The sequence below is a fragment of the Flavihumibacter sp. UBA7668 genome, assembly GCF_002483205.1.
Classification (GTDB): Bacteria; Bacteroidota; Bacteroidia; order Chitinophagales; family Chitinophagaceae; genus Flavihumibacter.
Window position 1 is genome coordinate 398,748 of the sequence record NZ_DLHM01000003.1, and the last position, 18,744, is coordinate 417,491.

At 43.8% G+C, this 18,744-nt stretch carries 13 protein-coding genes; 8 read left to right on the plus strand and 5 right to left on the minus strand.

Annotation, left to right across the window (positions count from 1 at the left end):
• Positions 1-4: 4 nt before the first annotated feature.
• Positions 5-844, minus strand: coding sequence for an N-acetylglucosamine kinase (locus B2746_RS07515; protein ID WP_290792244.1), 840 nt, complete (start codon positions 842-844; stop codon positions 5-7).
• 108 nt (positions 845-952) lie between these two features.
• Here B2746_RS07515 and B2746_RS07520 point away from each other — a divergent pair, with 108 nt between their 5' ends.
• A complete protein-coding gene (locus tag B2746_RS07520) occupies positions 953-2,572 on the plus strand; it encodes a S41 family peptidase (protein WP_290792245.1) in 1,620 nt (539 codons plus the stop codon).
• 299 nt (positions 2,573-2,871) lie between these two features.
• Here the strand turns inward: B2746_RS07520 and B2746_RS07525 are convergent, their stop codons facing one another.
• The gene (locus B2746_RS07525; protein ID WP_290792246.1) at positions 2,872-3,225 is read right to left on the minus strand and encodes a DUF6249 domain-containing protein; all 354 of its coding nucleotides are present in this window, start codon (positions 3,223-3,225) and stop codon (positions 2,872-2,874) included.
• A 284-nt stretch (positions 3,226-3,509) separates the two neighbouring features.
• Between B2746_RS07525 and B2746_RS07530 the strand changes: the two genes are divergently transcribed.
• The 5 genes from B2746_RS07530 (at position 3,510) to B2746_RS07550 (ending at position 8,313) form a co-directional block, all read left to right on the plus strand.
• A complete protein-coding gene (locus B2746_RS07530; RefSeq protein WP_290792247.1) occupies positions 3,510-4,094 on the plus strand; it encodes an RNA polymerase sigma factor in 585 nt (194 codons plus the stop codon).
• A gap of 31 nt (positions 4,095-4,125) precedes the next feature.
• Positions 4,126-4,641 (plus strand): hypothetical protein, encoded by a 516-nt coding sequence (locus B2746_RS07535; RefSeq protein WP_290792248.1) that lies wholly within the window; start codon positions 4,126-4,128, stop codon positions 4,639-4,641.
• Between the two features lie 106 nt (positions 4,642-4,747).
• Positions 4,748-5,830 carry a phosphotransferase enzyme family protein gene (locus tag B2746_RS07540; protein ID WP_290792249.1) on the plus strand — a complete coding sequence of 361 codons (1,083 nt, stop codon included), beginning with the start codon at positions 4,748-4,750 and terminating at the stop codon, positions 5,828-5,830.
• Complete coding sequence (locus tag B2746_RS07545) at positions 5,827-7,263, plus strand: Gfo/Idh/MocA family protein (RefSeq protein ID WP_290792250.1); 1,437 nt, start codon at positions 5,827-5,829, stop codon at positions 7,261-7,263. The genes B2746_RS07540 and B2746_RS07545 overlap by 4 nt, the downstream gene beginning before the upstream one ends.
• A gap of 159 nt (positions 7,264-7,422) precedes the next feature.
• Positions 7,423-8,313 (plus strand): helix-turn-helix domain-containing protein, encoded by an 891-nt coding sequence (locus B2746_RS07550; protein WP_290792251.1) that lies wholly within the window; start codon positions 7,423-7,425, stop codon positions 8,311-8,313.
• Here B2746_RS07550 and B2746_RS07555 read toward each other — a convergent pair whose 3' ends face one another.
• Entirely contained in the window at positions 8,314-9,408 is a 1,095-nt protein-coding gene (locus B2746_RS07555) for an amidohydrolase family protein (protein WP_290792252.1), read from the minus strand.
• Between the two features lie 62 nt (positions 9,409-9,470).
• On the opposite strand from B2746_RS07555, the gene B2746_RS07560 reads away from it, so the two are divergent.
• On the plus strand, positions 9,471-11,369 hold the full coding sequence (locus B2746_RS07560) for an ABC transporter ATP-binding protein (protein ID WP_290792253.1): 1,899 nt from the start codon (positions 9,471-9,473) through the stop codon (positions 11,367-11,369).
• Positions 11,370-11,376: 7 nt separating this feature from the next.
• Positions 11,377-12,321: an alpha/beta hydrolase gene (locus tag B2746_RS07565; protein WP_290792254.1), complete on the plus strand. Its 945-nt coding sequence runs from the start codon at positions 11,377-11,379 to the stop codon at positions 12,319-12,321.
• Here the strand turns inward: B2746_RS07565 and B2746_RS07570 are convergent.
• Both B2746_RS07570 and B2746_RS07575 read right to left on the minus strand, forming a co-directional pair.
• A complete protein-coding gene (locus tag B2746_RS07570; RefSeq protein ID WP_290792255.1) occupies positions 12,304-13,296 on the minus strand; it encodes a hypothetical protein in 993 nt (330 codons plus the stop codon). The genes B2746_RS07565 and B2746_RS07570 overlap by 18 nt on opposite strands.
• Positions 13,296-18,692, minus strand: a complete 5,397-nt coding sequence (locus B2746_RS07575; protein ID WP_290792256.1) for an alpha-2-macroglobulin family protein — start codon at positions 18,690-18,692, stop codon at positions 13,296-13,298. The genes B2746_RS07570 and B2746_RS07575 overlap by 1 nt, the downstream gene beginning before the upstream one ends.
• Positions 18,693-18,744 lie beyond the last annotated feature (52 nt).

An 18,744-nucleotide genomic window follows, 5' to 3' on the forward strand; every position in this document is an offset into this window, starting at 1 on the left:
GGTTTTATTTATGGAATTGAATTAATCCTTCCATTGGGTGCTGCAGAATTTTCCCCAGCTCCAATTCATAAGAAGAGCAAAGGTCGGCAACAACATCGCGGAATCCAAATGAAACACCTCCTACAAAGTGGATGGGAAATTTCCAGCTTTCATTGTACTTGATAATATGCTGAAAAAAGAAATCGTTTAAGGCATCTTCAATGATATTCTCTACCATATAATGCCCGCGGTTTTCAGCAAGAAAATGGGTAAAACTGGCCAGAAAGCGGTTGGGAAGCGGCTGCTTGTAAACATGATCCAGTATATCAACATCCGTCATTTTAAACTTCTCTTCAAATCGGTATTTCAGTTCCTCATCGAAGGTTTTATACAGATAATATTGGATTACTTTTTTACCAAGATAGGCGCCACTGCCCTCATCTCCCAGTACATAACCCAAACCCGGACTATTTTTCAGGATGCTTTTTCCATTATAATAGCAGGAGTTGCTGCCGGTACCAAGAATGCAGGCAATTCCCTTTTCCTGTTGACACACCGCTCTGGCTGCCCCCATCAGGTCGTGATTTACCTCAACCGGGACACCGGCAAAAACGCGGCGGATGGCTTTCTGCACAATTTTCCGGTTGGCGGGGTTTTTGCAACCTGTGCCATAATAGTAAATCGCTTCAATTTTAAACCGGCTAATTTCCATGTATAAATCGCGGCGAACCAGCTCTTCAATCTGGTCTACCGTTAAAAAATAAGGACTGATACCTATTGTGAATACCGTCTTTTTAACTTTTCCTTTATCAACGACGCACCACTCACATTTGGTTGCTCCGCTATCTGCTAATAGTATGGCCATGAATTCACTTTAATGCTGAGGCGAAAATAAAACTATGTTGGCATACTGTCCGGGATTTATGTAAGCGGCGCTTCCGGCAATTCAGTAATTTGCAACTTTGAAAGAATTATGAAGCAAAGAAAGAAAGTACAGGTTTGGCTCCCCTTATTGTTTTCAATTGTCATGATCGTTGGTATGGTGATTGGTTATAAACTACGCGATAATACACAGGTGGCCAGTAATGTGTTCAAGTTTTCTACAAAAAGATCCCCTCTACAGGAGGTTTTAGACCTTGTAATGCTGAAATATGTAGATAAAGTGGATGTTGACACGCTTGGAAACGCTGCTATACAGGATATGTTGATGAAGCTGGATCCGCATTCCAACTTTATTCCGGCCCGGCATCTGGGCGCCCTGACAGAAGATTTACAGGGGAATTTTCAGGGAATCGGGATAGAATTTCAATTATTCCGCGATACCGTGAATGTGGTGAATGTAGTGCCAGGCGGACCAAGTGAAAAAGCCGGTCTGCAGGTGGGCGATAAATTCCTGAAAGTGGGCGACACCACGGTTATTGGCAAAATAAGTACTGATCGGATCAAGGAATTGCTTCGCGGTCCGGGCGGATCCGTTGTTACAACAACCATTTTAAGGAATGGAAAGCCCGAAACGATTAAAATTACAAGAGGTACCATTCCCCTGCCCTCATTGGATGCATCTTATCTGGTTGAACCGGGTACCGGTTATATGAGAATCAGTAAGTTCTCTGAAACTACCTATGAGGAATTCATGGCCGGATTGGAAAAATTACAGGCTGAAGGGATGAAATCCCTGATTTTAGATCTGAGAGGCAATGGTGGCGGAATCCTGGGAGAGGCAATTGATATGGCAGATGAGTTTCTTGATGGTGATAAATTGATCGTATATACAGAAGGCAATAACCTGCCACGTCAGGAATACCGGGCGCGCCGTGCCGGTCTCTTTGAAAGAGGGAAACTGGTACTCCTGATGGATGAACAGTCGGCTTCTGCCAGTGAAGTACTGGCGGGTGCCCTGCAGGATTGGGATCGGGCTACTATTATTGGCCGGCGCAGCTTTGGTAAAGGGCTGGTTCAGGAACAATACCAATTGAGTGATGGGTCTGCCCTTCGGCTTACAGTTGCCCGCTATTATACCCCCTCCGGCCGTAGCATCCAAAAGCCCTATGACAAAGGAGTTGAACAGTATCAGGATGATTTGCACCAGCGTTATGCAAATGGGGAGATGGTTTCTGCCGACAGCATCCATGCCAGTAATGGCAAAGAGTACAAAACAAGCGGAGGCCGGGTTGTGTATGGAGGTGGGGGAATAGCTCCTGATCAATTTGTAGGAGCTGACACGACGCTTCTATCCAGTTCGGTTACCGATTTATACCGAAACAATACCATCGGCAATTATACCTATTTGTACTATGTACGAAATCGCAAGACTGTTGATGCATACCCAACTCCTGGCGCATATAATCAAGCTATTCAGTTTACCGAAAATGACTGGGCAGGACTTAAAAAGCTGGCTGAACAGGATAGCATAAAAATTGGCAGTTTTTCCGCCGCTGACCGTGATTTCCTTTCCGAACGCATGAAGGCCCTGATTGCCCGCTATCGCTGGAGAAGCAATGGCTATTTTCAGGTCCTGAATGCGGAGGATGAAATGGTGAAGAAAGCGATGAAGGAGGTGAAGGAGGTGAAGGAGGTGAAAGGTGAGAAATGAGACAATGTGCATCAGGAAGGGTGAATATCCAGCGGGGCTAATTGTTAGACAATCTTCATTATATTAAAAAAGCACCCGCAATCGGGTGCTTTTTTAATATGTAATAATCAGGCTTCAACTATTACTTCCATATCTGGACTTTAAATAAACGATGTCAATCCAATCAGCCCAACAAGTATAAAATTTGTGTAGGGGGGGATTTTAAGGTTTTCGAAGAGATTACGGGTGAATGGGCAGCTTTCTCACAATTCACCCTCTTCACCTTATTCACTTCATTCACCACATTCACCTTTCACCTTTCACCTTTCACCTTCTTTGTCCAACAATTCCCTTTTCTCAATTCTATAAGAACTGATCAGACCAATTCCACCGCCGATGGCAATAAAAGCAAACCAAAGAGCCGGGTTCTCTTCATCGTGGAGAACATATTGGGTAATGAAGTAAGCCAGTGCTAAACCAATACCTGCACCGATGAAAAGCAGACCATTTTTGAGATTACGGTAAGGAGCCGGACGATTAGCGAACTCTTTGGGATTCATGCCGCGTTCAATCATTGCCATATTTTCGCGACTTTTCAGATAAATAATGCCAAAAGTCAGGGCAAATGCTCCAAGAGGAACCAAAATCGGGATTAATACTTCTGCAGTTTGCATACAATTTGTTTTATTTGAGGGGTTAATTTGTTTCTGTTCTCTTTGACTACCGCATCCGGATCCAGGTTACAGCAGTTAAGATTTTTTTTCATTGAACTGGTTACAGAACATAGGACTAGCAGTTGTTCAGGTAGGTTACAGGCAGTACGGATTATTTTAAGAAAGAGGAGGAAAAGGAGCTGGGGTAAGGGAAAATGAGGAAGAGGGCGGCAACTTTATTATATTTGAAAAAAGGTCAGAATTCCTGTAACCCAATTCAACCACCCATCGTCCTATCACCAGTAATGCAACCAGGACAACCGGATAACGAACTCATAGTATTGGTTAAAAATGGCGACCATCAGGCCTATGGTCCGTTGGTAACCAAATACCAGAACTATGTATTTACAATAGTGTTGAGATACCTGACCAGCCGGGAAGATGCGGAAGAAGTTGCCCAGGATGTTTTTGTGAAAGCCTATAAAAGTCTGGCTGATTTCAGGGGTGAAAGCAAATTCAGTACCTGGCTCTATACCATTACAACCACAAGTTGTCTGACTTTTTTAAGAAAGAAAAAGCTGGAAGTGCATTCATTGGATAATGAAAAAGTGATGGCACATGCGGAACAGGTGGAAAGTGGAATGAGGGCTAACCAGATCGAACAAAAATCAAAACTGGCTATGGTAAACAAGGCAATCGGACTGCTTTCTCCAGATGATGCACAGGTGATTACGCTGTTTTATAAAGGCGAACAAAGCCTGGATGAAATTGCGCAGATATTGGGTCAGGAAACAAATGCAGTAAAAGTGAGACTGCACCGGGCCCGACAACGATTGCGGGATAAAATGGAAAAATTCTTCCCCCAGGAAGTACGCGATCTTACATCATAAATCTAAAATCTTACATCTAAAATTTCCAACTATGTTTAGTGAAAATGAAATGGAAGCCCGCTTATGGGAATACATAGACGGGATATCGTTACCGGAAGAAAAATCCGTTATCGAAGAATTGATCGCAACCCAGCAGGAATGGCGGGAAAAATACCAGGCCCTGCTGTCTGTTCATAAAGATCTGGCCAACCACCTGGAACTGGAATCGCCGTCTATGCGATTCACTAAAAATGTAATGGAAGAAATTTCCCGCATCCATATTGCTCCGGCTGCCAGCACCTATATCAATAAAAAGATCATTTATGGAATCGGCGGTTTTTTTCTTACCGTAATTGTAGGCTTCCTGATTTATGCCATCGCACAGGTCAACTGGAGCAGCGGCAATACGGGCAACAGCAGCTTCGATTGGAGCAGGATTGATTTCTCCGGTGTATTTAATAATCAGTTTGTGAATATTTTCATGATGGTGAATATTGTACTGGGACTCATGCTTTTTGACCGGTACCTGAATGCTCAGAAAAAAAACTGGAAAAAGCAGGCAGAATAAGTGTAATTGGAACAATCAAAAAAAATAAGTCAAACGGTTGCATGGCTGAAGCTCAAATCTTAATCCTAAGTTAGATCAGGAATCGGACTTGACCGGTTAATCAACAATGGAACAAAAGATTTTACCAGCCTATTTAAAAGAAACAGCCAACCTCTCCACTGAGGCCTTTGGATCAGGTTTAATCAATTCAACCTGGAAAGTAACGGGTCAGTCCGGAACCTATATTTTGCAGCGCATCAATAAAGAGGTATTCAAACAACCTGAACTGATTGCGTTCAACGTACGGGAAATTGCAAGTTTTCTAAAAATTCATCATCCCGACTATTTATTTGTAGAACCAATCAAGACCCTGGACAATCAGGAACTGGCGATATCAGAAGCGGATGGGTATTTCCGACTTATGCCATTTATTCAGCATTCACATAGTATTGATGTTGTATCTGAACCATCACAGGCTTTTGAAGCGGCTAAACAATTCGGACGGTTCACTGCTTTGCTGGAAGGCATGAATACAAACAAACTCCATACAACGATTCCTGATTTTCATAACCTGAGTTTGCGATATAGTCAATTTGAGACAGCAGTAGAAAAGGGCGATAGCACCCGTATACGGACAGCTGCACCTGAAATCAGCTACCTCCAGGCACAGTCCGGAATTGTAACTGCATACGCGGCCATCTGTAAAAACCCTGATTTTCATCAGCGGGTAACCCACCACGATACAAAAATCAGCAACGTATTACTGGATAATAACAATAAAGGGCTTTGTGTTATAGACCTGGATACTGTTATGGCAGGTTATTTCATCAGTGATGTTGGTGATATGCTTAGAACCTATTTGTCACCAGCCAGTGAAGAAGAAACCGATCTTAATAAAATCAGCATACGGACAGATATTTTTGAAGCAATCGTAAAAGGCTATTTATCCGAAATGAAGTCGATTCTGACGACCTCGGAAAAACAGGCATTTATTTATGCAGGAAAATTCATGATCTATATGCAGGCCATCCGTTTTCTGACTGATTACCTGAATTTGGACCGTTATTATGGAGCAAAATATCCAGATCATAATCTTCACCGCACCCAAAATCAGATCCGTTTATTACAGGAACTGGATAAAAAAGAACCCGAACTAACGGAAATCCTCAACCGATACATCAACCATCACGACCTAAATAAAGCAAAATGAGTTCAAACAGAAGAAAGTTCCTACGTAACCTGACCCTGGGTACCGGTGCGCTTGTCAGCAGCTGGCCTGTTTTGGGTAATGACCGTTCGGAAGAGTACAAGCATCCTGCTGCCAACTCCTCTCCTTCTTTTAATATGTGTGGTTATGCTGCACCCAAACTTGATAAAGTCCGAATTGGCTTTATTGGCCTGGGAATGCGTGGTCCGGGTGCAGTTGAACGCATGAGTCATATCGAAGGCGTGGAGATTAAAGCACTTTGTGATTTATATCCTGAAAGAGCAAGTGCTGCCCAACAGATTCTGACAAAAGCCGGATTGCCAAAAGCAAAAGAATTTTCCGGAGAAAACGGGTGGAAGCAATTATGCGACCAGAAAGACATCGACCTCATTTATATCACCACTCCATGGGACCTCCACACCCCCATTGCTGTATACGCTATGAACAATGGCAAACATGCTGCTACCGAAGTTCCTGCAGCGCTTAGTATAGATGAATGCTGGCAACTGGTTGAAACATCCGAACGCACCAAAAAGCATTGTATGATGCTTGAAAATTGTTGCTATGATTTCTTCGAATTGCTCACACTAAATATGGCGCGCAATGGGTTGTTTGGTGAAGTACTCCATGCAGAAGGTGCTTATAATCATGATTTACTGGACCTGAATTTCAGTAAAAAAGGATATGCCAATATGTGGCGACTAAAAGAAAATATCCGCATGAATGGCAGCCTCTATCCTACCCATGGACTAGGGCCAGTTGCACAGTGCATGAATATCAACAGGGGTGATCAGTTCGACTATCTGACCTCTATGTCTACCAATGATTTTTCAATGGGCGCAAAAGCAGCTGAACTGGCAAAAACAGATGCATTCTTCGAACCCTATGTTCATCAAAAATATCGGGGCAATATGAACAATACCCTGATTCGCACCCATAAGGGAAAAAGCATTTTGATACAACATGATGTAAGCTCCCCCCGACCTTATTCCCGAATTCACCTCGTGAGCGGTACTAAAGGGATTGCACAAAAATGGCCAAGTCCGGCAAAAATCGCCTTCGGTCATAGCTGGATAAAAGAGGAAGAATTCAAATCACTGGAAGAAAAATACACCCCTCCAATCGTTAAACATATTGGTGAAATTGCCAAAGGTGTAGGCGGACATGGGGGAATGGATTTCATTATGGACTGGCGACTGATCGATTGCCTTCGCAATGGATTGCCACTTGATCAGGATGTGTACGATGCAGCCTTATGGAGTTCGGTTATTCCTCTTTCCAACCAATCCGTTAACAACCGCAGCAAAAGCATGGATATTCCTGATTTCACCCGTGGCAACTGGATAACCAATAAACCGGTTGACCTGACCCTGAATGGTGGAGGAAATACACCAGTACGCAAGATTGTAAAATCAAAAGACAGCAAACAGTTATAGGCCCTGGTTACCCTGAACAATCAACTACAACTTACCCGTTGCCTTTTAGGCGCGGGTATTTTATTTTCGACAGATTATTAATACTATTTTAATCAAATATTACTCTAAACTGAATTTTCGTATCTTTCTTTTGATTAATACTATTTTGCCTGAAGTCATATGAAAAACGATCTGCTTAAAGAGATTACACCGCTCACACAGAGTGATTGCTTTACACTATTTTCCCGTACAAAAAAAGAATTTGACTTTCCGTTACATTATCACGAAGAGTTTGAATTAAATTTTATTGAAAATGCTGCCGGCGCAAGACGAATTATTGGAGATCACATGGAGGATATCGGGGACTTTGAACTGGTATTGATAGGTTCCAATTTACAACATGGCTGGTTTAATAACAAATGCGAAAGCACGCAAATCAAAGAAGTTACCATTCAGTTTCACAAGGACCTGTTGGATGATAAATTTTTACGTCGGAACCAGTTAAGTTTTATCCGGGCCATGTTGGAAAAATCAGCAAGAGGAATTCTTTTCTCCCAGGAAACAGCCCGCCAATTGTCTGACAGGCTTCGCTTACTAAATCAGAAAAACGGGTTTGATTCCGTCCTGGAATTATTTTCCATTCTGCATGATTTATCTACCTCCCGAAACATGCGTATTCTCTCAGATGCAAGCTTTAACAATACGGAACATTTCACCTATAATAGTCGCCGTATAGAAAAGGCTATGGATTTCCTGAATGGAAATTTTGATAAACCCGTTACACTTTCTGAACTTGCCAAACTGGTCAACATGTCAGATGTCGCTTTCAGCCGATTTTTTAAAGCCAGAACAGGTAATAATTTTATTGACAGCCTGATTGATATCCGATTGGGACATGCAACCAGAATGTTAATTGACACTACACATACCATTGGTGAAATTGCCTATCGTTGCGGATTCAACAATATGTCCAATTTCAATAGGGTTTTCAAGAAGAAAAAAAACTGCACCCCCAAGGAATTCAGAGAAAATTACAATGCAGTTGGTACAGGTACCCGGATTTTCATTTAATTACCGTGGAAACAGACTGGCATCCAATCCCTGAATGATCCGAAGCGCATTTTTGTAATAGATTTTCTTCAATACCTCATCCGGCAGTGCAAGTCCGTACATCCGCCAGAAAGCATGGTATTTTTTATGATAAGGAAAGTATTCATCGGCCGTTTCCAGCACTCTGAAATAGGTGGCATATTCAGCAGGCACCCAACTGTCCTTTCCAAAAAGTATCCGATCCTGGTATTTGATAAAGAAATCATGGGCCGTACGGGGTTGACGGCCTAATTCAGCAATTACCGCCCCAAATTCCACCACCACATTGGGCAAGGCCGTCATAAGTGAATCCAGTTTCTTCAGATTATTTGGATACCATCCAAAATGGGCAGCTATAAACGTTGTTCCGGGGTGCTTACGAAACATCCGGTGTTGTTCGGCTATCAGCTCTTCCCATGGTGCAGGATCAGAGCCACTCCGTTTTCTGCGGGGATGTGTGTACAATTCCAGGAGTCGCTCATTGTCATTATTGAGTTCGTCCCAGAAAGGCTCGGGATCAGCTGTATGAATCAGCACTGGCATTTTTAATTCCCCGCATTTTTTCCAAATAAGGTCGAGTCGTGGATCATCAACCGGCACCCGACTACCCTTATTATCTTTCACAGAAAAACCAAGATTCTTGAACACTTTCAGTCCGCGTGCGCCATTATTGTAATCCTCCTGCACCTGTTTGGCTGCTTTTTCGCTCCAGCCCGGTTCACCTATGCCCGAAAAATCAATATTATGAAAAACCACAAACCTGCCCGGGTATTGGCTGCGGGCATTCTCTACCATCTTTTTAAGTCCGTCTCCATTGCCCCCACTGAGATTCACCATGATTTTAAGGTTGAGTGCATTCATATCGGTAATCAATCCTGACAAACTTCCTGAACCCATGCGATATTGATGATTATGCACGTCAATAAAAGGATATTTTGCCTTACTAACCGGGTTTTCCGGTACTACCAGCGTGGAAGGAGGATTATAGGCTTCAAAATCGATTTTCGGTTGCTGGGAGCAGGCGGTGAGGCCATAAGTCAACAAAACAAAGGACAGAACTGTAATTCGTAGAAGCATATTGATTCAATTAAGCAGGTTGCTGACGTATCTTGCGGTCAATTAACCAGAAACGTAAAAATATGGCAAGAGGACGGTATAGGAACAAGGAGGACGAGTCGAATGAGGGGCCAAAAGTTAAAATTTCCAAAGAATCGCTGAAACAGGCACTGGTACTATTTAAATATCTCCGGCCGTACCGGGGTCAATTTATCCTGAGCCTGGTATTCATAGCGCTTTCTGCATTAACCACCAGTCTTTTCCCATTATTCCTCGGGAAAATGATTGATGCCGCAGTACCTGGCGCAGGAGGTGCAGTGGTGCCTGCCAATTCTTCTGCCCTGCCTTTTGGTGAACAGTTACGAAATGTAAGCTGGGGTTTAAATACCACCTTACTCCTGATATTCATTACGCTCAGCTTCCAGATGTTTTTTTCCTACATGCGGGTGTACCTGCTGACCGCGGTGGGAGAACGTTCCCTGGCCGGTATGCGGAAAGATGTATACAGCAAGTTGCTGAGCATGCCAATGTCCTATTTCTCCGAGAAAAGAGTGGGTGAACTCAGTAATCGGATTTCTTCTGATTTATCACAGATTCAGGATGCGATCTCCTTTACACTGGCTGAATTTTTACGAGGAATTTTCACCCTGGTAATCGGTCTTATTTTTATTTTCTGGATCAGTCCGGAACTGGCTTTGGTAATGCTGGGAGTTGTTCCGGTAATTGCTATTCTCGCAGTATTCTTCGGCAAAAAAATTCGTAAAATGGCCAAGCGAGCCCAGGATCAACTCGCAGAAAGCGGTACCATTGTTCAGGAAACTTTTCAGGGCATTACCGTAGTAAAGGCCTTCACCAGTGAGTTTCATGAAATCAGCAGATATGTAAAAAGCATATTAGCCGTAGTTGACACCTCTATTACCAATGCACGCTATAGAGGTGCTTTTGTTTCTTTTATGATCTTCAGCGTTTTTGGTGCCATCGCCTTTGTGATGTGGTATGGAGCTAACATGATTCAATCCAATCAACTTTCACTGGGTGCACTTACCATGTTTGTTATTTTTTCCATGTTTGTGGGTGGTACTTTTGCCGGTTTTGCCGATATGTTTTCTCAATTGCAGAAAACATTGGGCGCTACAGAAAGCATCCGGGAAATTTTAAGAAGTGAAAGCGAACCCGTTTCTTTGGAACCCATCCAAATTGAACATAAAAATCGTATCCGGGGAGATGTGCGTTTTGATGGCATTCACTTCAGTTATCCATCCCGAAAAGATACGCCTGTTTTGAAAGGACTGAGCCTGGCAGCCAGCAATGGCCAGCAGGTAGCCATCGTTGGACCAAGTGGAGCAGGTAAATCCACACTTGTTTCAATGTTGCTTCGCTTTTATGAACCAGATAGTGGTCTCATTTCCTTCGATGGCCGTCCGGCTGCTGAATTTCCTCTATCACAACTTCGGGCCCAAATGGCCTTTGTTCCGCAGGATGTATTATTATTTGGGGGAAGTATCAGGGAAAATATTGCCTACGGTAAACCAGATGCAACCGATGAAGAAATTGTGCAGGCTGCAAAAAAAGCGAATGCCCATCGGTTTATTGATGCTTTTCCGGATAAGTATGAAACCATTGTAGGTGAACGCGGAATTCAGTTAAGTGGCGGACAGCGTCAGCGGGTTGCTATCGCGCGCGCCATTTTAAAGGACCCCGCAATTCTGATTCTGGATGAAGCCACTTCCTCACTCGACAGTGAAAGTGAACAACTGGTACAGGAAGCTTTGGAAAACCTGATGAAGGGACGCACTTCCTTTGTAATTGCTCATCGCTTATCAACTATCCGTAATGCCGACCTGATTATGGTGGTGGATAAAGGCATTGTGCATGAATCCGGTACCCACCTGGAATTAATGGCGAAAGATGGCCTGTATCGCCGACTCAATGAAATGCAATTTGAATTCGGAGTGGTAACCCAATCTCTTACCGATAACTGATCAGCCTATGCCCTTTCGTCTTTTATTGACAGGTATTCTATGCTATGCTGCACTGACTCACAGCCAGGCGCAAACGAAAAACAACCATCGCTACAAAGACATTCAATACGATAAAATCCAACGGACCCGAAACCTCTCCTACTATCCGCAGCAAATGGAGGGTATCAAAAAAAAACATCACCATTTCGACTGGTATGCCTCCAAAGAAGATACGGTATTGTTAAGACCGTTGATCATTGCCATGCATGGCGGCGGATTTAAACTCGGCAATAAATCATCCGACAGCACCCCATTCTGGGCCCGTGAATTTGCGAAAAGAGGCTACGCCGTGGCTTCCATCAATTATCGTAAAAGCAAAAAAAAGCCCTTATCGAAATTTGAAGACCTGGCAGAAGGCTGTTATGATGCCTTGAAAGATTTGCAACTTGCTATTGATTATTTCAAGGCGAATGCAGCACAATACCGGATTGATCCTGCCCGCATCCTACTTGCCGGAAATTCTGCAGGCGGAATGATGGCCCTGCATGAGGTTTGTACCAGTGAAGCGGAATTTGCTTCCTACCTAAAAAAGCCCGACAGCAAACAAGCAGATACCACCCATAATCCAAATAAGATACTGGCAGCTATCAATATGTGGGGATCGATTTACGACAGTAGCTGGATCTCTAGCTGCCGGGTTCCGATAATTTCCATTCACGGCAGCAGCGATCGGGTTGTACCCTCCAATAATTCAGCCGGCCCATTTTTTGGAACAGGTATTATTGTAAGACAGGCCAGACGTTCCGGCATTCCTCATTATGCACATATCTATGTCAATAGTGGGCATGAATTACATAAACATTTTAATCCGGTTTTGGGGGGTGGTTTTGGTGCACGTAAAAGGTGGAGGGATATGTCTCAACGAATCTGTGCTTATCTCTATACCCAACTTTCCTTAGGGAATCTTCCTTAATAACGGGTGCAAAGCAGCGGTATGAATATTTCGCCAGATGCGGTTGATTTCGGATTCCTCCTTTGCAGCAGATAATCCCATACCTGCGTATAAATCCTGCACAAGATGGATAACAATTCCGGTTAAATTTCTGGCAGTTGCAGTTGTTTGCTTTATAGTTTCAGGTGGAATTACGCTTCCCTCCTTCACCACCTGCCAATGATGAACAGCATTTTCAAATAGTAATTTTCTTTCCATTTCAAATCTTATATCATCCGATTTTCCGGATTGATTTGCCAATTCTTTAAATCGCATAGCCATGCCTGTAATATTAACCGCCAGCGTATAGGCAGCTATCAATTCAAACGGGTACTGAAAAACCGGATCGGGACAGATTGCCTTTTCAGGTTCGATAGAAAAGATGCGATTGCCAGGAATCCATCGGGGCCTTACACGGAAACCATGACTGGCTGTTGCTTTCATTCCCATGGTTGTCCAATTGAAAAAAAGCTCCACTTCATCTGCATAGAAAAGAAAAGGGAAAACCCTCCCATTCAGTATAAGATTCGCCGTAAGATGGGTAGCCATCCCCGCCCCTGTTGCATGTGGCCAGCTGCCCTCCACCCAGTAACCACCATCCAGAGGTATGGCGGAACCACCTGCATCTCCGCTACCAGCCAGGCATAAGCGATCTTTTATAAAAAGCGAAGCCCGCAACTGTTCATCCAGGAACCCCAAAAACCAGTGCGCTCCACTGCAAAGGGTAATGGTCCAGCCAAGTGAGCCATCGGTATAAGCAAGCTGTTCCAGATAATCCAGCGAATCTGGAAAGGGAAAGCCACGCCCTTTCAGCTCTGCCGGCAAATATAGATTCAACCAGTTATGCTGTTGAACCAGAGCCCAATCTTCATCTGCCAACTTCCCCCTGAGTTCAGCCTCTCTTGCACGATCCCGAATAGCATCCACCAGGTCTGCCCCAATTATATCTGTTGCCATTATCTGTTTGTAATAGTAATTTTTCCCGCCCCATGATATGAATGATATTCACTGTTGTACATAGCATCTGCGCTGGCTGGCCCCTGTTGGAATACGCCAGGGGAAACAGCACGCACCGCATAATAATATACCTGCCTTGCTCGGTTGGCATCCACGAATAAATGAATCCGGTCATCCCGCACATCAAGCGAAGTGGGTGCGGATGCATCTTTGATCCAATCCATTCCAGGAATATCCTTGGTACGCGGATTTTCAATTTCAAATCCGGCTGGCAGCAGATCAGTGAGTACCACATTTTCAATCGTTCCCGAATAAGTTTTATCCAACGCCAGCTGCACAATGATTAAATCATTTTGTTTGAATGTTTTTCCTGTAAGTAACCGGCCATTACGATCATAAAACGCCCGTCTGATCTTCAGGTACTGATCTTCTTCTTTATAGAATCCCGTTGCACTGATACCTTCTGCTTCCCACCAGTAATATACTGGTCCGCCTGTTGCCTTAATCTGAACCGTACCAGTTCCCAATGCAGCAGCATTCAGTGTACTTGTGTTCCCGTTCATGGTACCTATGGATTTCCCATTGGCAAGAATGGCAGCAGTTGAATTGGACGCTTTTTGTTTTGCTGCCAGTTTGCCAAGTGCCAGGAAGCCAAAGCTTGCTTCCTGTGTACTGTACCAGTTTCTTTGTTTGAACCGTTGCACCAGGCTTTTAGCCATTACCGGAACCTGCGGATGCATTGGATTCACGTCCACCAACACATTGAGTGCAATGGCCTCATCCCGCAAAACAGAATAAAAACTTCCACCTGTTTCCGCGATGGCTTCTTCTCCGGAGAAACTTCCCGGCAATAACTCAGTAAACCGATTCTTATCACCAGCCAGCGCATAAGCCGCCGCCAGCAGGTATTTAGAATCCAGGCTCAGCAATTCCGGTTTTGATTTATAATAATTCATACTGGAAATATTGGCTTTCCCTGCCAATGCCAACACATAAAGACTATACGCCATTTCTTTTGGTGCAATCTTTTTTTGCTGGTTGGTATTATAGTAATAATTCACAGTTACCCTTGCCCCCAGACGCTGGTTGATATAACTCAACAATGTTTCCAACAGGGATCGATCTACTTCAAATCCGGCTTTTTTCGCCTCCAGTAAAAAATGAGCTCCATAGATAGAGGTCCACCAATGTTCGGTTTTATCATTGTCCCATAATGACAATGCTCCATTGTACAATTGCCTCATTTTTATTTTCCGGATGGCTTCCAATACATTGGCAGCGGCAGTTTTTTTGGAGGCATCTCCCTTTTTTAACAACTCAGTCATTTCACCGAAATACAATTGAGGAAATGCCGCAGATATGGATTGTTCGGTGCATCCATAGGGATAGTTAACGAGTTTTTCCAATACAGTCCCCAATTCCAAAACAGGTGATCGGCTAACCACTAATTTGCAGCGTACTGATGCTGGTATAAAATCAGGATTCCCCAGGTTGATGCTGGCAGTTCCATTGGCAGCAACAACACCCGCTCCTGTTCTTTTTTGAAGTGTTGATGCAGGCCGAACGGTAATATCAATTTCTTCTGAATAGGTTGCTGAGCCGGCTGCCACTTCAATTTTCACCTGTGCTTCACCGATAGCCTGTTTTGCCATGGCCTTAAATACCAGTCGCTGTTCGGAATTGGCAGGTATGGTTACGGATTGCTCAGACTGACCTCCCAGATCAACCGGACCACCTGCTTTAATTTTCGCCTTGCCTGAAATGGACTGAGCGGTGGTATTACTGAGTGTTACTGGGATTTCAATACTATCACCCGGACTCATAAATCTCGGCAAAGCTGTACTCAACACCAGCGGATCCGCTACTTTCATTGTTTTCTCTGCAGATCCGAATCGGTCTCCCTTATGCGCTACGGCCATCAGGCGGACTTCACCCGAAAATGCCGGAATCTCCACGGAGAAACTGGCTTCTCCCGAACCATTGGCTGTTACCAGTCCGCTCCAATAGGAAAGAATTTTGACTCTTTTATTCGGCATCGGATTTACCCGCTGGTCCATGCGCAGGTCTCCATCACCACCGGTACTGCTTCGGGTAGCTTTTAATTCTGGAAACAATAAAGGATAGAGATCAAATGCATTAACAGACAATGCCCGATCGGCGTAAAAATGCCCATAGGGATCCGGCGTTTTAAAATCCGTTACCTGTAATACACCATTATCAACTGCAGCCAGGGTGACCATAGCTCCCGGAGCAGCATTCACCCGCACCGTCTGCATTTTTTTTGATCTGCTGGAAGCTTCGGCGAAGATTTCAACCGGCATGGATCTTCGTTTATCCGAAACTGTTATCCCTTTGAAACCATGCGCCACCGTAAGTGGAATATCGGTCAGTTCGTGTGGCTTGATTAAGGTTGCCGTAATAAATACATTGGGCAAATGTTCTTCTGTTATCGGAAGCGAAACGGTTGCCGTGCGTTTATCGACAATCAGGTACTGATAGGTAATAACCTTATCCTGCTCCATTGTAACCAGTAAACGACCACTGAAGGGAGTTTTAAAGAGAATCTTTACCTGATCACCCGGATTATAAGTAGCCTTATCCGTTTCTATATCAATATTCCCATCCGTATCCACTTCAAAGGAACTATAATCACCACCCCAATAGCCATAGCTATAGAAAGACCGGCTTACATAGGTTGTACTACCGGGAAGGCTTAAACGAATTTCATAATTTCCGGGAGAGCGTGGCACAAATGAGTAACTGGAATTTTCACCGGAAATGGTAACTGTACTGCTTGCTACAATTTTTTCTTCCTTTTGGGATTCATACCGGAAGTATTCACCACTCCGGCTCAAAACCGTGCGATATTCCTGTTTGATCACTTCCAGTTTGGCAGACTGACCATTCAGCACCTGTTCCGTATTACTTAATGCAATAAGCGGAAATTTAACCGCCTGATTCAGGGGAAAATAATCGTAGCCATTATAACCAATACCGAGAAAAGCATTTTGGGTACTGATATCTGCCTGTGCAACCCTGCTCACCGGCCTGCCTGTTTCATCAAACACGGTTGTAAAGAAACGCGCCTGCAGGAGACCGATCATTTTATAAATCGATGGTACTGTATAGTCCACACTTGCCTTACCCTGATCATCCGTATTGCCTTCTTCAAATTTCTTATCAAAAAAACTCTGCTGATTGGTGAGGGCAAACTGATAGTTTCTGAATTTTTTGGATGAAAACAGGAGCTGCTTCACCTGTATCTCTGTTTCATAGCGTCTGTTGGCAGCAGGCGGACCGAAGAAATTCTGAGCTTCAAGTGAGAGTGTTGTAGTCTCACCGGGTTTCAATTCTTTGGTATCCAGATTTGTCTGAACTTTTATACGATCGGGAACAAATTCTTCTACCTGAATGGGCAGGCTGGCCAGCAATACATCATTTCCACTGTATAATTCCAGCAGATAGGTTCCGGTAATGGCTGCCACGGGAAGATTTATATTGCCATCTGTACTACCTTCCTTATTAAGTGTTTTTCTGAAATTCTTCATTTCTTTTCCCGTAGGGAAAAGAATCTTACATTTTACTGGAAGATCTGCAACAGCTTTCCATTTATAATCACGTACAATGGCAGCAAAATGAATTTGTTCACCCGGCCGGTAAATCCCTCTTTCCGTGTAAACATAGGCATCCAGTCCGGTTGCATTGAGGCGCTTACCCCCCACATCGAATCGGGATGTATTTACCCGGGTATTTGCAAACAGCAGATAATTGAAATCCGAGGCTGTTTTTGCTATAATCATGGCAGGCCGGAAGCCGTTTATATCTTTACGGGAAACGGCGATTTCTGCCACCCCTTCCGAATTGGTGGTACCCATACCAAGCACCTGATTATTGGCGCCATAAGCCACCAGATTAACACCGGTTAATGCGGTGGCTGATTTGATTGAGTTGGTAAATACAACCAACTTCTCCTTTCCCTCTTTTACAATCATTCCGATATCAGAAAGTGATATCAGCCGGCTGTCATTCACCCAGTAATCATCCATGGATCGCACTTTGATATGGTAGGCACCTTTTAGGTCAGGGATGCGATCCTCCAGGTTAAATTCAAGCAATTGGGAGCCCCCCATACGTGGCAACGAACGGGTATCAATTTCTTTTTCATAAATCACATCTCCCATAGTGAAATCTCCATCCCCTTCATAATAATATTCGTCATAGTTAGATGCACCACTGGCCTCTTTCGGATAATATCCATATTTATTTGCCGCCAGCAGATTGGATTCGTAAATTTTGGATACCACCAGTTTGATACGGGGAACGTTTACAATCTTCAGTTCAATATGACGCGCTCCTTCGGCTGATAAATAACTGGCTTTACCATTTACAAATCGAACAGATGGTTCCAGTTCACCAAAAGCAACAGACTCTGTGACATCTTCTTTTAATTGTCCGCCTAATACCCCTTTTAATCCTTTTTTCAGTTTTACCTGATAGCTTTTTTCTGCATTGATTGTTTCGCTGGTAATCATGAACCCATCTTCCATCAGTTGCACCTGAAATGCGGTGGCAGGCTCCAGGCTGATAAAATTCTTTAATCCGGCTTCCACTACCTGCTGACTGGTTCTCACCAGAATTCTGCCGCTGGTTCCATCGTGTTCGGATTGAACGCCATTGATGGTTAAAACAAAGGGAGATGGAAGCAGGAGGTTTTGTTTTAGTTCTTCTTTCAATCCCTGTTGACCGCCCTCCGGAACTATACCTTTGGCAACAGTAAGGGCGATGGAAAGATCTTTATCTTCCGGTTTAACGCCCTGCAAACGAAGCGAAATTTTGGAATCTTTTCCAATGGTCAATAGGGTAAATGCAATGGGCTTGTCGCCCTCCTTCAGAATTAACTGCTCTTTCAGTTTTGCGGCATCCACTTTATAATTAAAATAAAGATCAACCTGTGGATAGGGAGTAGTACCACCATCTTCCGGCAGCAGCCAGGATGTATTGGTTTGATCGAGATTCAGCAGTGGGGTAGTAAATTCCAGTGCCTCTGCTTTTTCTATCTGGTTAAATTTTGAACCTTTCAGTACGGCAGATGTCAACCGGGCTTTGTATGTTGTAGCCGGCAACAAAGGACTGGCAGGCGAAAACACCAGCAGGTTGGATTGTTCCCAGCGAAACCGTCCGGGTATGGCAGGTTCAAATTGTACGAATTCGGTTGAGTCCCACTGGTTGAGCAGGGAATCTGCTACAATGGGATGATTAAACCGGAATACCAGGTTTTGAAGCGGCAGCACTTCTTTCTCTGCATTGGTATATTCCAGCACCACCGCTTTTCGGTTACAGGCCAGCATGGAAATGAATAAAAAAAGAAAGAGAAGGATTCGTTTTAGGAAAGGCATAAATGGTTGGAATTGTCCTCAAATGTATCTGTTAGTTTAACGAAATCAAAAT